Here is a 13661-nt window from a genome sequence, read left to right on the forward strand (position 1 = left end):
AACTTGGGTTCCGCGTCAAGATCGCGTCAAGACGCCAGGTCAGTGCGTAAGTGGATCGTCAGAGACACGGAATCGGCCTCTCTGGAGGTCGAAGCTGAGAGAGCGCATCCGGTCGAGGGCGACCGAGCGTCATGGCTGCGATGCACAGCAGCACGGCAAAAGATTTCGAAGAGGGAAGCTCATGGCCGATCTGGCCTACGTTGCTCTGATTCTCGGCGGTTTTCTCGTGTGCGCGCTGGTGCTGCGCGCCCTACAGGCGAGCGCTCCCAAATGACGGTTGCCGGTGTGGTCAGCGTGGTTCTGATCGCCGTCGCCGCGGCATTGGTCATTTATCTGCTCGTTGCACTCGTAGATCCTGAGAGGTTCTGATGTCGCCCGCTCTTGCAGCCGGCCTGCAGATCGCTTTTGTCCTCGCCGTTCTGGCAATCGCCTACGTTCCGGTGGGCGACTACATGGCACGCGTTTACTCGTCGACGCGGCATCTGCGGGTCGAGAGTGTGATCTACCGCGTCGGCCGGATCGACTCGCGGGCCGAGCAGACGTGGTACGGCTACGCCGCAAGCGTTCTCGGATTCTCGTTGGCGAGCGCATTGTTCTTGTACTTTCTCCAACGGATTCAGGGTGTACTACCGCTGAGTGACGGACTGTCCGGCGTCAGCCCTGCCGTTGCCTTCAACACCGCGATTTCCTTTGTGGCGAACACGAACTGGCAGTCGTACACGCCGGAAACGACGATGAGCAACTTCGTTCAGCCCGTCGGCCTGGCGGTGCAGAACTTCGTCTCTGCCGCAGTCGGGATGGCGGTGGCCATCGCATTGGTTCGTGGCTTCATTCGGGTTGCCCGGGGCGGCGAGATCGGCAACTTCTGGGTCGATCTGACGCGTGGTTCTCTGCGCATCCTCCTCCCGTTCTCCTTCGTGATCGCCCTGATCCTGTTGAGCCAGGGAGTGATCCAGTCGTTCCACAGCGGTTTCGCCTCCACCGGCCTCGACGGCAATGCGGTGACCAATGCACTAGCTCCCGTCGCGTCCCAGGAAGCGATCAAGGAACTCGGCACCAACGGCGGCGGGATCTTGGCTGCCAACTCGGCGCACCCGTTCGAGAACCCCACCCCGCTGAGCAATATCGTCGAGATTCTGGCGATCCTGTTGATTCCGGTCTGCCTCACACGAACATTCGGAACTCTCGTCGGTGATCGTAGGCAAGGCCTCACCCTGCTCGCAGTGATGGGAATCCTGTGGAGCGGACTGCTCGCGGTGACGCTCGCTGCCGAATCCGGCGCACGCGGTGTTGCCGCCACAGCAGCTGGTTCGATGATGGAGGGCAAGGAAGTTCGCTTCGGAATCCCCGGATCGGCATTGTTTGCGGTGGCGACCACGGGAACGTCGACGGGCGCGGTGAACTCGGCCCACGACAGCATGTCGCCCCTCGGCGGCGGCGCGGTCCTGCTCAACATGTTGCTCGGCGAAATCGCGCCGGGCGGGGTTGGAACCGGCCTCTACGGGATTCTCGTGCTGGCGCTGATCGCAGTGTTCGTCGGCGGACTGTTGGTCGGTCGCACGCCCGAATACCTCGGCAAGAAGTTGGGTCGACGCGAGATAACCCTTGCGGCGCTGTCGATCCTGGTCATGCCCGCACTGGTCCTGATCGGTACCGCCATCACCGTGATCCTCGGTTCGACCACCGGTTATCAAGGCAACGGGGGAGATCCGGGCACGCCGGGATCGATCCACGGGTTCAGCGAGGTGCTCTACGCTTTCGCTTCCGCCTCGAACAACAACGGCAGCGCGTTCGGCGGTCTGACCGTCACCAGCGACTGGTTCCAGTCGTCTCTCGGAATCTGCATGCTCCTAGGCCGATTCCTGCCGATCATCTTCGTTCTCGCTCTGGCCGGTGCGCTGGCCTCTCAGAAGAAGGTGGCGCCGACGGCCGGCACCCTCCCCACATCCGGTCCGATGTTCACCGGCCTGTTGACCGGAACCGTCGTTCTTGTTGCTGCACTTACATTCTTCCCGGCCCTCGCGCTGGGCCCGCTAGCGGAGGCTCTTCAATGACCGTGCGTATCAGTGAGAAACCCGTGGTAGCGCAAGACGCTGCCGACAAGGTTGATCCAGGGCAGTCCCGTCAAGTACACGCAGGCGTATTCAACCCGCGGCAGATGATCACCGCGTTGCCGGGGGCCGTACGCAAACTCGATCCACGCCACTTGGCGCGTAACCCGGTCATGTTCGTGGTGTTCGTCGGTTCCGTCATCACCACCGTCATGGCGATCGCCGATCCCTCGGTGTTCTCCTGGGTGATCACCCTGTGGCTCTGGTTCACGGTGATCTTCGCGAACCTCGCCGAATCCGTGGCCGAAGGGCGAGGCAAGGCTCAGGCGGCCAGCCTGCGCAAGGTCAAGCAGGACACCACAGCACATCGGATCACGATGAGCGGCGCGATCGAATCGGTTTCCGGCACCGAACTGGTGGTCGGCGACCGGGTGATCGTGGTTGCCGGCGAGGTCATCCCCGGCGACGGCGACGTGGTCGAAGGTATTGCCTCCGTGGATGAATCGGCGATCACCGGTGAATCCGCCCCGGTAGTCCGTGAATCCGGTGGCGACCGCTGCGCCGTCACCGGTGGTACGACGGTTCTCTCCGACCGGATCGTCGTGGAAATCACCGCAGCACCGGGCAGTTCGTTCGTGGACCGGATGATCGCGCTCGTCGAAGGCGCCTCGCGTCAGAAGACACCCAACGAGATTGCGCTCAACATCCTGCTCGCGTCGTTGACGGTCATCTTCCTCCTCGCCGTCGTAGCCATCGGCCCGATGGGCTTGTACGCGGGGCACGAGCAGGATCCGATCAAGCTGATCGCACTCCTCGTCTGCCTGATCCCGACGACCATCGGAGCGCTGCTCTCGGCAATCGGTATCGCGGGCATGGACCGCCTCGTCCAGCGCAACGTTCTCGCGATGTCGGGGCGTGCCGTGGAAGCTGCGGGCGACATCGACACCCTGTTGATGGACAAGACCGGAACCATCACCTTCGGCAACCGCCGGGCGACCGCGCTCCACCCGGCACCCGGCGTATCCGCCGACGATCTTGCTGCGGCAGCGCGCTTGTCGAGCCTGGCTGACGGAACTCCCGAGGGACGGAGCATCGTCGAGTTGTGCGCAGCAGAGTTCTCTCTCGCGGCCGAACCGACGCTCGACGAGGAACGCGCCGAGTTCGTTCCCTTCACGGCACAAACGCGGATGAGCGGACTCGACCACTCCGGACGCCAAATCCGAAAGGGTGCAGCAGATGCGGTGATGCACTGGGTCGTCAGTGGCGGTGGACATGCAGAGACCGCGGTGACCGATACCGTGAACGACATCGCCCAAGCCGGCGGAACACCACTGGTAGTTGCCGTCAAGCACGGTGAGAGCACCTCGATCCTCGGCGTGATCGCGTTGTCCGACGTCGTCAAGCCGGGAATGGCTGACAGGTTCGCCGAACTCCGGGCGATGGGTATTCGCACGATCATGATCACCGGCGACAATCCGTTGACTGCGAAGGCGATTGCCGATGAGGCGGGCGTCGACGACTTCATGGCGGAGGCCACCCCGGAAGACAAACTGGCCCTGATCCGGAAGGAGCAGGAAGGCGGACGTCTCGTCGCGATGACCGGTGACGGGACCAATGATGCGCCCGCCCTTGCCCAGGCGGATGTCGGGGTCGCGATGAACACGGGAACCTCGGCAGCCAAAGAGGCCGGGAACATGGTCGATCTCGATTCCGATCCCACCAAGTTGATCGAGGTAGTGGAAATCGGCAAGCAATTGCTGATCACCCGCGGCGCCTTGACCACATTCTCGTTGGCGAACGACCTGGCGAAGTACTTCGCAATCCTGCCGGCATTGTTCAGCGGCATCTACCCGCAGCTGGACGCGTTGAACATCATGCGGCTCGCCACCCCCGAATCGGCGATCGTCTCGGCCGTGATCTTCAACGCCTTGGTGATCATCGGGTTGATTCCGTTGGCACTCAAGGGTGTTCGATACCGACCGTCGACAGCATCGCAGTTGCTCGGACGTAACCTGCTCGTCTACGGTCTCGGCGGTGTGATCACACCGTTCGTCGGTATCTGGTTGATCGATCTCGTCGTGCGTTTGATTCCTGGAATTGGGTGACCTGACATGCGTTTCACTATCGGTTTTGCCAAACAGGTGTGGGCGGGTTTGCTCGTATTACTTGCACTCACGGTCGTTCTCGGTGTGATCTATCCTGCCGCGGTGTGGGGGGTCAGCCGGATCAGCTCCGGATCTGCCGAAGGCTCACCGGTCACTGATGCCGCCGGTTGCGTGGTCGGCAGTGCCTGGGTGGGTGTTGATCCGCAGGTTGCCGAAGGGCAGCAGGACCCGTTCTTCCACAACCGCGTTGTCGGATCCGTTTCGGACGAGGATCCTTTTGCCCCCGGTGATCCCGCTGCGGCACTGCCGTCCAACCAGGGGCCGAGCAGCGAGATTCTGGCCGGATTCATCATCGAGCGCCGGGCGGCCATCGCGGCACGTGAGGGCGTCGACCCGGCATCGGTTCCCGTCGACGCAGTCACCGGTTCGGGCTCGGGTATCGATCCCCACATCAGTCCGGCGTACGCCGAGCTGCAGGTCGCGAGGGTGGCGGCGAACAACGGCATCTCGGAAGACCAGGTGCGGGACTTGGTGGCTGAGCACACCGACGGTCGGCAACTCGGATTTCTCGGAGCCGAGCGAGTCAACGTCCTGGAATTGAACCTGGCACTCGGATTGACGGCACCTACGTGTGCTGCGCCGACGACTGGTGGATGATTGTCACGTGAGTTCTTCGGAGAAGGTCGGTCAATCTTTCGGTAGGGCACGCAAACGTGGTGAATTGCGTATCTACCTCGGCGCTGCCCCCGGCGTCGGAAAGACCTTCGCGATGCTCGGTGAGGCTCATCGACGTCGAGATCGTGGCTGTGACGTGGTCGCGGCCGTTGTGGAGACACACGGCCGCGCCCGCACGGCGGCGCAGATCGGTGACCTCGAGATCATTCCGCCGAAGCTGGTGGACTATCGCGGAACACGGATGCCGGAACTGGACGTCGAGGCCGTGTTGGCTCGGCGGCCGGCCCTTGTCCTCGTGGACGAGTTGGCACACACCAACACGCCGGGGAGTAAGAATCACAAGCGCTGGCAGGACGTGCAGGAACTGCTCGAAGCCGGGATCGACGTCCTGTCCACGGTCAACGTGCAACACCTCGAAAGCCTCAACGACGTTGTCGCGCACATCACCGGCGTGGTTCAGCAGGAGACGGTTCCGGACGCGATAGTGCGTAGTGCGGCGCAGGTCGAGCTGGTCGACATCACTCCGGAGGCGCTGCGCCGCAGACTTTCTCACGGCAACGTGTATTCGCCGGAGCGTGTCGATGCGGCATTGGGTAACTACTTCAGACGCGGAAACCTCACGGCGCTACGCGAACTGGCTCTGCTGTGGGTGGCCGATCAGGTGGACGCCGCCCTGGCGAAGTACCGGGCCGAGAACAAGATCACCGATACCTGGGAGGCGCGCGAGCGTGTCGTCGTTGCCGTGACCGGGGGACCGGAGTCGGAAACGCTGGTACGACGCGCATCCCGTATCGCGTCGAAATCGAGTGCCGAGCTGATGGTGGTCCACGTCGTGCGCGGTGACGGACTCACCGGCGTCTCGGCTCCGGAGATGGGCAAGGTGCGCGCGTTGGCCGTCGGGGTCGGCGCCACGCTTCACACCGTTGTCGGTGACGACGTACCGTCGACGCTTCTCGAATTCGCCCGCGAGGAGAACGCCACACAGTTGGTTCTGGGAACGTCTCGACGTTCTCGGCTGGCGCGCATCCTCGACGAGGGGATCGGCGCCGCGGTGGTTCAGCAGTCCGGCGGCATCGACGTTCACATGGTCACCCATGAGGAAACGACCGTCCGTCGGCGGATCTCGTTGTTCGGCCGATCCGAGTACCGCTTGCTGTCGTGGATTGCGGCAGTGGTGGTTCCGACGGCCGCAGCCGGACTCATGGGTCTGATCGACCGGATCTCCGGCGTGCAGGGCGAAAATGCGTTGTTCTTCGTGGTGGTGGTTCTGGTCGCGCTGCTCGGTGGTGTCGGGCCGGCAATGCTGTCTGCTCTGTTATCGGGACTGCTGCTCAATTACTTCTTCACCGACCCCAGGTACAGCTTCACGATCGCCGAACCCGACAACTTCATCACGACGGTGGTGCTGCTGATAGTGGCTGTGGCAGTGGCCGTTCTGGTGGACGCTGCCGCCAAAAAAGCTCGAGAAGCGAAGCGCGCTTCGGAGGAAGCGGAACTTCTGACACTGTTTGCGGGGTCGGTTCTCCGCGGTGCTGACCTGTCCACGCTGCTCGAGAAAGCTCGCGAAATCTACCGTCAACGGGGGGTTTCAGTGGTGCATCATGAGGATGGCGTAGTCGCGGCCGTGGGTGCAGAACCGCCGGCACGTGAAGCTGACGCGGATTCCGTATGCGAGGTGAACGACGGCGAATACGCACTGATGCTGTCGGGGCCGGAGTTGAGTGCGCGTGATCGTCGGGTGTTGACCGTTGTCGCGCACCAGGCGGTCGGCATGATCCGTCAGGACAAGCTCACGGTCGAAGCGAGCAAGGCGGCTGCATTGACCGAGGCTGATCAACTGCGCCGAGCATTGCTTTCGGCTGTGAGCCATGACCTTCGGACACCGCTCGCCGGCGTGAAGGCTGCTGTGTCGAGCTTGCGCAGCGACGACATCGAGTTCTCACCTGAGGACACGGCAGAACTACTGGCCACCATCGAGGAGTCTGCGGATCAGTTGACCGCGCTGGTCGGCAACCTTCTTGATTCGTCCAGACTGGCTGCGGGAGTGGTCAAGCCGACGTTGCGGGCGGTGTACCTCGACGAAGTTGTTCACCGGGCGTTGCTTGGATTAGGCATCGGCGGCCGGTCGGACTCCCGGTCCCACAGTGTGATCGTCGACGTGGGTACTGTTGCCGTGCAGGCCGATCAGGGTTTGCTCGAGAGAGTGATCGCCAACCTCGTCGACAACGCATTGCGGTACGGCGGCACAACACCGGTGCGAGTGGGAGCAGCACGCGTCGGAGACCGCACCGTCATCACCGTCGCAGATACCGGCCCCGGTGTACCCCGTGGTGAAGCCGAATCGATGTTCGAGCCGTTTCAGCGAATGGGGGATCGCGACAACACGGGCGGAGTGGGCCTCGGGCTGTCCGTGGTGCGCGGATTTGTCGACGCGATGGGCGGAACGGTCAGTGCCACCGACACTCCGGGCGGTGGGTTGACGATGATGGTCGAACTGGCCGGTGCAGGAACGAATGGAAGCGAGTCATGAGCCGGATACTGGTTGTCGACGACGAACCGCAGATCTTGCGGGCACTACGCATCAACCTCACTGTGCGTGGATATGACGTGGTGACGGCGTCCACCGGAGCAGGGGCCTTGCGCGCTGCAGCGGAACGGCCGCCGGACGTGGTGATTCTCGATCTCGGACTGCCGGACATGGACGGCACCGAAGTACTTGCAGGCCTGCGTGGCTGGTGCACGGCGCCGGTCATCGTGCTGTCGGCGCGCACTGACTCCGCGGACAAGGTCGAGGCCCTCGATGCCGGTGCCGACGATTACGTCACCAAGCCCTTCGGGATGGACGAGTTTCTGGCCCGCGTGCGCGCAGCGGCGAGGCGTGGAACCTCGGCGGCCGATACCTCGGAACCGTCGGTCGAGACCGCGTCGTTCACGGTGGACTTGGCTGCCAAAACGGTGAGTCGGCGCGGTGAACAGGTGCACCTGACTCCGACCGAGTGGGGCATGCTCGAGATGCTTGTGCGCAACCGCGGAAAGCTGGTCGGGCAGAAGGAATTGCTTCGGGAGGTGTGGGGACCGGCCTACGACACCGAGACTCACTATCTGCGTGTCTACCTGGCTCAACTTCGTCGCAAGCTCGAGGACGACCCGGCCAACCCCAAGCATCTGATCACCGAGGCGGGGATGGGTTATCGATTCGTGGTGTGAGAAACCAGGTCAGATCATCACCACCAATTTGCCACGAGCCGTACCGGCTTCCATCTTGGCATGTGCTTGCGCGATGTCCTCGAACGCGAACACCTCGTCGATCGGTACCACCGCCTCGCCTGACGCGACAGCGGAGAGGAAGTCTTGCAGTACGTCGGCAGGCAGGTCGGACGCGTCCCCGCCGTACGAGGTCAATCGCACTCCGCGTGGAATGTAGTCGATCGGATAGAAGTCCTTGACTGTCCACTCGTTGGACAACATGCCCGTGAAACACACGGTCCCGTGAACGCGAGTGGCGCGCAACGTGTCGGGAAGTGTTGGTGTTCCGACTAATTCGAGAGCCAGATCAACACCGTCCGGGAAAATGTCTCGCACCTGGCCTGCCACGGTACCGTCGTCGAGGACAACGTGGTCGACCCCGATCGCGGTCAACGATGACGTCTTGCTCGCATCGCGGGTGGTCGCAAGGACCGTGAGCCCCCACCGCTTCGCCAGGACTGCGGTTGCCATGCCGACCGAGGAGGTTCCGCCTCGAATCAGTAGGGACTGACCGGATTTCGCATCCAGTCCCACCGTCAGAGAGCCGTACGACGTCTGCAGCATCTCGGGAACAGCTCCCACTGTCGACCAGTCCAGGTTGCTGGAGAAGGGAACGACCTGGCTGACGGGAACGCACGTGTACTCGGCATATCCGCCGTCGAAGACCCGACCCATCCCGCCCATCATGGCGGCGACCTGCTGCCCTTCGGTCAACTCCCCGCCGGGGCAGTTCACCACTTCGCCGACGGCCTCGATGCCCAGCACCCTCGGGAACGTCACGCCTTCGGCGAGGCCGAGCCTGGTGTGCAGTTCGGATCGATTGAGGCCGAAGGCCTTCACACGGACCAGTACCCAGCCGGTGGTAGGCGCCGGTATGGGAATCTCCTTGATCGTCAATGCTTCTGGCGGGCCGGGGGCGTCGAGCACGATTGCGCGCATTGTGTCGGTCATGCTTTCTCCTTGGTGATGAGTGTCAGTCGGCGGTTGGCTTCGCGCAGCGTGGCCAGTGTGGCGCCGAACCGATCGAGAGCCTCGGGCGTCAGCACGGAACCGAGACGGCGTGCCAGTTCGTCGTCGAACGTGGCCTTCGCCCCCTGCAACAGGCCAATGCCGTCGGGGGTCAACGCGATGAGTGAGGATCGTTTGTCGGCGGGATTGGATTGTCGACGGCAGTGCCCCGAGGACTCGATCCGATCCACCAATTTGCTCGTGCCACCGACGGTGATCGCGAGGGCTTCGGCAATGTCGAAGACCCGACAGGAACCTAGCCTGTCGATGATCTGCATCGGCTCGAATCGACTCAGTGGCAGGTCGTGCTCGATTCGGAGTCGCTGGTCGACGGCCGTCCACAGTTCGGTTTCGAAGCGGACGAGGTTGTCGAAGTGACCGCTCAGGTCCGACCCCGTCATGAGCAGACCCCGAACCGATATGCATTCCGTGGAATCATTCTTTCACCGTACGCCCGATTCGTGATCAATTCCATGGAATCTATTTGCGGCCTTTCGTTGTGTCGGTGGCGCATGGGAACATATGTTCGTGTCGCATGAACCGTTGGATCGAGAAACGCCAGGTAATCACCCTGGCGGTGCTCGTTCTGGCGGTAATCATCCTGGGGGTGGTCGACCTACGGGTGACGCAACGATCCTCCATGCGGACCTCGATTCGTTCTACGCATCGGTCGAGCAACGTGACGACCCGACTCTGGCGGGCAGACCGGTCATCGTCGGCGGTGGCGTGGTCCTGGCGGCAAGCTACGAGGCCAAGGCATTCGGGGTTCGAACTGCGATGAGTGGTGGTCAGGCTCGATCACTGTGTCCCCAGGCGATCGTCGTTCCCCCGCGAATGTCGGCGTACTCGCAGGCGAGCAAAGACGTGTTCGACGTCTTTCACGACACGTCGCCGCTGGTCGAAGGAATCTCCATAGACGAGGCCTTTCTCGAGGTCGGCGGGCTCGCCAAAATCGTGGGAAACCCGCTGCAGATCGGGGCCAACCTCAGACGCGACGTGGCTGAGCAGGTCGGACTACCGATCACGGTCGGGATCGCACGCACCAAGTTCCTGGCCAAGGTCGCGAGTGCATTCGCGAAACCCGACGGATTGCTGCGAGTGCCGCCGGAGGGCGAGACCGAATTCCTGCATCCGTTGCCGGTCGAGAAGCTGTGGGGCGTCGGCAAGATCACGGCCCAGAAGTTGCGAAACTTCGACATCGTGACGGTGGGTGACATCGCTCGGCACGACGAATCCTCGATCGTCTCGATTCTCGGGGGCGGCGCCGGTCGCCATCTCTACGCGCTCTCGCACAATCGAGATCCGCGCCCCGTCCGCGCCTATCGTGGCCGCAGTTCGATGGGTGCTCAGCATGCGCTTGGTCGCGGATCCCATTCCCGCGCAGAACTCGATGCGTCGTTGATGTCCCTTGTCGACCGTGTCAGTCGACGCATGCGTTCGGCGCAGCGGACGGGGCGCACGGTCACGCTCCGGCTTCGCTTCGCGGATTTCACGCGGGCAACTCGATCTCACACACTGCGCCGGTCCACCGCCGACACAGCGGAATTGCTGAACGCCTCGATGGTGCTGCTGGACGAAGCGATACCGATGATCGCGGACAAGGGCATCACGTTGATCGGTGTCGCTGTCTCCAACCTGGATCGGGACGGCGCTGAACAACTCGAATTGCCCTTCGACGGTCCAGGATTCGCGGGTCCGGACACTGCCGCCCTCGACTCGGCGATGGACAGCGTCCGGAAGAAGTTCGGCTCGGCGGCTCTCACGAGGGGAGTGCTCCTGGGACGCGATCCGGACCTGTCGGTGCCGCTACTGCCGGACTAGGTGAGGTTTTCTCTCAGAGTCGCTCCCTCGTATTCGCGTCGGAACAACCCACGCGCCTGCAGCACTGGAATCACGTGATCGACAAAATCTTCCAGGCCCTGCGGATAGGTCGGCGGCATCAGATTGAAACCGTCGGCACCGCGGCCGTTCAACCAGGATTCCATCTCGTCGGCAATCGACTCCGGTGTGCCGATCATCGTTGCGTGGCCACCACCCGCAGCGAGCGCCCCGAGGAGTTCCCGCACAGTCGGTGCGTCCTTCTCGACGATCCGCAGAATAGTTGCGTAGCGTCCTTGCGGCCCGCTGAATGCTTCGAGTGGCGGCAACGGGGGTACGGGCCCGTCGAGATCCCAGTCCTCGCAATCCTGTCCGGTGAACAACGAGAGTTGGCGTATCGACTGTTCGGTGGGCAGCAGGCGATCAAGTTCGGCCTTCTTGGCCCGCGCCTCGGCGACAGTACTTCCGACGTAGGTGACCAGCCCCGGCATGACGGCGACCGAGTTCGAATCCCGGCCGGCGCGCTCGATTCTCGACTTCACGTCCGCGTAGTAGCTCTGCGCGCTGGGTAGGTCGTAGGCAACCGAATAGATCGCCTCGGCGCGCTGCGCAGCCAGATCGCGACCCTGCTCGGACGCCCCGGCCTGAAACAAAACCGGTCTGCCCTGCGGGGATCGAGGAACCGTCAACGGGCCGTCGACACGAAAATGCTTGCCGTCGTGATCGATGCGAGAAATCTTGCCTGCGTCGACAAAACGTCCCGCCCGGTCGAGGATCAGCGCGTCTTCCGACCACGAATCCCACAATGCGAGGGCCACTTCGACAAATTCGTCGGCTCGTTCATATCGGGATGCGTGATCGGGCATCGCCTCGAGTCCGTGGTTGCGCGCCTCCTGGTCGAACATCGAGGTCACGACGTTCCATCCGGCCCGTCCGCCGCTGATGTGGTCGAGCGATGCCAAAAGTCGTGCCGCGTGGAATGGCGTGTAAAGGGTCGTGGAGATGGTGGTGACCAGGCCGACGTTCGCCGTCGCTCGTGCCATGGCAGTCAACGCGGTGATCGGTTCGAGAAACCACGACGCACCAGACTCGGGTTCTCGAACACTGTGACCGTCAGCGAAGAAAACGGCGTCCAGCTTGCCGCGTTCGGCGATCTGGGCGAGCGACTCGTAATACGTGATGTCACCGAGACTTTCGACCGGTGAGTCGCGGTGTCGCCACGCCGCACTGTGATGCCCGCAACCGAGCAGGAACGCACCTATCCGTAGCTGTGCGCCCATCAGTTCTTGACGAGTCCGCCGTCGACAACCAGATTCTGGCCGGTCACGGCCCGCGACCATGGGGAGGCGAAAAAGAGTGCAGCGTCGGCAAATTCGTCCGGCGTCGTGACTCGGCGCAGGGGAGTGCTTGCCGCGATCATGTCGAACACTGCTTCCGGTGTCGCGGCACTCGCATCGGTGGTGCGGAGCAAGCCGCCGGAGACCATGTTGACTGTGATCCCGTCCGGACCGAGGTCGGCGGACAGCGTCCGTGTCAGTGCCAACAGTGCGGCCTTGGCAGCGGTGTAGTCGTGGTACGGAACTACCGGATTCTGGACCAGATTGGTTCCGACAGTGATGATTCGGCCGAAGCCGAGTTCGCGCATGCCTGGTAGTCCTGCCTGGGTGGTATTGAGTGTTCCGGCAACAGCTCCGCGTAGTTGAGAGTCGAAGTCGGCCCAGGTGATCGTGTCCGCGTTCGGCCGGGCATCGCCGTTGAACGAGAAGTCGACCAGTGCATTGTCGACCACGGTCGAGATCGGTGCGTCGAATCTCTCGCGTGCAGCGGAGAACAACTGGTCGACGGAACTGCGGTCCGTCACGTCCGCCTGGACTGCGAAGGTGCGATCCTCACCCAGTTCGGCGACCAGGGCCTCGGCGGCATCGCGGCTCTTGTTGTAGTTCACGATTACGCGGGCGCCCGAGCGGAAGAATGCTCGGCTCAGTGCGGCGCCGAGCCCGCGGGCGCCACCGGTGATCAGAACGATCTGCTCGTCGAGGTTCAATGCGCGCTGAAATTGCTGTTCGGTCATGTCGACATCCCTCCGCCAGTGCTAACTGGTCAGGTTCATCGGGTCTGATCTCAGCCGACTTTTTCGGCACCCCGTGTCACCGTCCATCAGACCACGTGAGGTGAATCGTCCTGAACGCCGGGTGTGTAGTAACGGTCGGCGCGATGAGTTTTCGATCGCTCGGGAGTCGTAATTGCAAGCGAAGTGGCAACAGGCCGCTCGCCTTCGCCCCAGGAGAATCCGATGACCACCCAGCCCGTCCACAACGAAACTGTTTCCGGTAACGCCACGACGACGACACCTTCGGCCACGGCTCGCAAGGTCGGATACGTCCTGAGTGGGCTGTTCGTCGTTTTCATGCTCTTCGACGGCATCATTCACATTCTCAACCTTCAGACCGTCAAGGACGCCTCCGCCGAACTTGGGTTGCCGGACTCGCTGGCATTGACGGCCGGGGTGGTGCAACTGATCTGCCTTGCGCTGTACGTGATTCCGCGAACGTCGATACTCGGCGCGATTCTGCTCACCGGTTACCTGGGCGGAGCCGTGTTGACCAACCTTCGAGCGGAACAGCCTCTGCTGAGCACGACACTGTTTGCCGTCTATACCGGAATCGTCATGTGGGCGGGTCTGTATCTCCGAGACGAGAAGGTTCGCGAGATCATCCCGGTGCGGCGGGCCTGAAATCAGGCCCCTGAAGGGGTTGCG

General features: G+C 62.8%; 12 protein-coding genes and 1 riboswitch. Of the genes, 8 read left to right on the top strand and 4 right to left on the bottom strand.

The annotated features are described in order from the left end of the window. Window positions 1–270 precede the first annotated feature (270 nt). The 6 genes from kdpF to AC3WQS_RS17110 are packed head-to-tail and all read left to right on the top strand — an operon-like array spanning window position 271 to window position 8038. The gene (gene kdpF / locus AC3WQS_RS17085; RefSeq protein WP_007731078.1) at window positions 271–369 is read left to right on the top strand and encodes a K(+)-transporting ATPase subunit F; all 99 of its coding nucleotides are present in this window, start codon (window positions 271–273) and stop codon (window positions 367–369) included. After that, window positions 369–2054 carry a potassium-transporting ATPase subunit KdpA gene (gene kdpA, locus AC3WQS_RS17090; protein ID WP_264613000.1) on the top strand — a complete coding sequence of 562 codons (1686 nt, stop codon included), beginning with the start codon at window positions 369–371 and terminating at the stop codon, window positions 2052–2054. The genes kdpF and kdpA overlap by 1 nt, the downstream gene beginning before the upstream one ends. Beyond that, on the top strand, window positions 2051–4156 hold the full coding sequence (gene kdpB / locus AC3WQS_RS17095) for a potassium-transporting ATPase subunit KdpB (protein ID WP_020908185.1): 2106 nt from the start codon (window positions 2051–2053) through the stop codon (window positions 4154–4156). Before kdpA ends, kdpB begins: the two co-directional genes overlap by 4 nt. Before the next feature lie 6 nt (window positions 4157–4162). Further along, window positions 4163–4813: a potassium-transporting ATPase subunit C gene (locus AC3WQS_RS17100; protein WP_069146813.1), complete on the top strand. Its 651-nt coding sequence runs from the start codon at window positions 4163–4165 to the stop codon at window positions 4811–4813. A gap of 7 nt (window positions 4814–4820) precedes the next feature. After that, window positions 4821–7361, top strand: a complete 2541-nt coding sequence (locus tag AC3WQS_RS17105) for a sensor histidine kinase (protein ID WP_020908184.1) — start codon at window positions 4821–4823, stop codon at window positions 7359–7361. After that, on the top strand, window positions 7358–8038 hold the full coding sequence (locus AC3WQS_RS17110) for a response regulator (RefSeq protein ID WP_019749011.1): 681 nt from the start codon (window positions 7358–7360) through the stop codon (window positions 8036–8038). The genes AC3WQS_RS17105 and AC3WQS_RS17110 overlap by 4 nt, the downstream gene beginning before the upstream one ends. A gap of 9 nt (window positions 8039–8047) precedes the next feature. Here the strand turns inward: AC3WQS_RS17110 and AC3WQS_RS17115 are convergent, their stop codons facing one another. Then, on the bottom strand, window positions 8048–9028 hold the full coding sequence (locus tag AC3WQS_RS17115) for a zinc-binding alcohol dehydrogenase family protein (RefSeq protein ID WP_492711498.1): 981 nt from the start codon (window positions 9026–9028) through the stop codon (window positions 8048–8050). Then, a complete protein-coding gene (locus AC3WQS_RS17120) occupies window positions 9025–9486 on the bottom strand; it encodes a MarR family winged helix-turn-helix transcriptional regulator (protein ID WP_047887960.1) in 462 nt (153 codons plus the stop codon). The genes AC3WQS_RS17115 and AC3WQS_RS17120 overlap by 4 nt, the downstream gene beginning before the upstream one ends. 121 nt (window positions 9487–9607) lie before the next feature. Between AC3WQS_RS17120 and dinB the strand changes: the two genes are divergently transcribed. Then, the gene (gene dinB, locus AC3WQS_RS17125) at window positions 9608–10906 is read left to right on the top strand and encodes a DNA polymerase IV (RefSeq protein ID WP_257237252.1); all 1299 of its coding nucleotides are present in this window, start codon (window positions 9608–9610) and stop codon (window positions 10904–10906) included. On the opposite strand, the gene AC3WQS_RS17130 is transcribed toward dinB, so the two are convergent. Next, window positions 10903–12183: an LLM class flavin-dependent oxidoreductase gene (locus tag AC3WQS_RS17130; protein WP_492711497.1), complete on the bottom strand. Its 1281-nt coding sequence runs from the start codon at window positions 12181–12183 to the stop codon at window positions 10903–10905. The two genes, dinB and AC3WQS_RS17130, sit on opposite strands and share 4 nt — an antisense overlap. Continuing rightward, window positions 12183–12947, bottom strand: a complete 765-nt coding sequence (locus AC3WQS_RS17135; protein ID WP_029538325.1) for a 3-oxoacyl-ACP reductase — start codon at window positions 12945–12947, stop codon at window positions 12183–12185. Before AC3WQS_RS17135 ends, AC3WQS_RS17130 begins: the two co-directional genes overlap by 1 nt. Before the next feature lie 17 nt (window positions 12948–12964). Further along, window positions 12965–13058, bottom strand: a riboswitch (TPP riboswitch). Window positions 13059–13196: 138 nt separating this feature from the next. Here AC3WQS_RS17135 and AC3WQS_RS17140 point away from each other — a divergent pair. Then, complete coding sequence (locus AC3WQS_RS17140; protein ID WP_020908179.1) at window positions 13197–13637, top strand: DoxX family protein; 441 nt, start codon at window positions 13197–13199, stop codon at window positions 13635–13637. The last annotated feature ends 24 nt before the right edge of the window (window positions 13638–13661 follow it).

Source organism: Rhodococcus sp. FW305-130 (assembly GCF_058788335.1).

Bases quoted from the DNA above. Each gene is read 5' to 3' on its own strand.
- kdpF (WP_007731078.1), top strand. From the start codon at position 271: ATGACGGTTGCCGGTGTGGTCAGCGTGGTTCTGATCGCCGTCGCCGCG.
- kdpA (WP_264613000.1), top strand. From the start codon at position 369: ATGTCGCCCGCTCTTGCAGCCGGCCTGCAGATCGCTTTTGTCCTCGCC.
- kdpB (WP_020908185.1), top strand. From the start codon at position 2,051: ATGACCGTGCGTATCAGTGAGAAACCCGTGGTAGCGCAAGACGCTGCC.
- AC3WQS_RS17100 (WP_069146813.1), top strand. From the start codon at position 4,163: ATGCGTTTCACTATCGGTTTTGCCAAACAGGTGTGGGCGGGTTTGCTC.
- AC3WQS_RS17110 (WP_019749011.1), top strand. From the start codon at position 7,358: ATGAGCCGGATACTGGTTGTCGACGACGAACCGCAGATCTTGCGGGCA.
- AC3WQS_RS17115 (WP_492711498.1), bottom strand. From the start codon at position 9,028: ATGACCGACACAATGCGCGCAATCGTGCTCGACGCCCCCGGCCCGCCA.
- AC3WQS_RS17120 (WP_047887960.1), bottom strand. From the start codon at position 9,486: ATGACGGGGTCGGACCTGAGCGGTCACTTCGACAACCTCGTCCGCTTC.
- dinB (WP_257237252.1), top strand. From the start codon at position 9,608: ATGTTCGTGTCGCATGAACCGTTGGATCGAGAAACGCCAGGTAATCAC.
- AC3WQS_RS17130 (WP_492711497.1), bottom strand. From the start codon at position 12,183: ATGGGCGCACAGCTACGGATAGGTGCGTTCCTGCTCGGTTGCGGGCAT.
- AC3WQS_RS17140 (WP_020908179.1), top strand. From the start codon at position 13,197: ATGACCACCCAGCCCGTCCACAACGAAACTGTTTCCGGTAACGCCACG.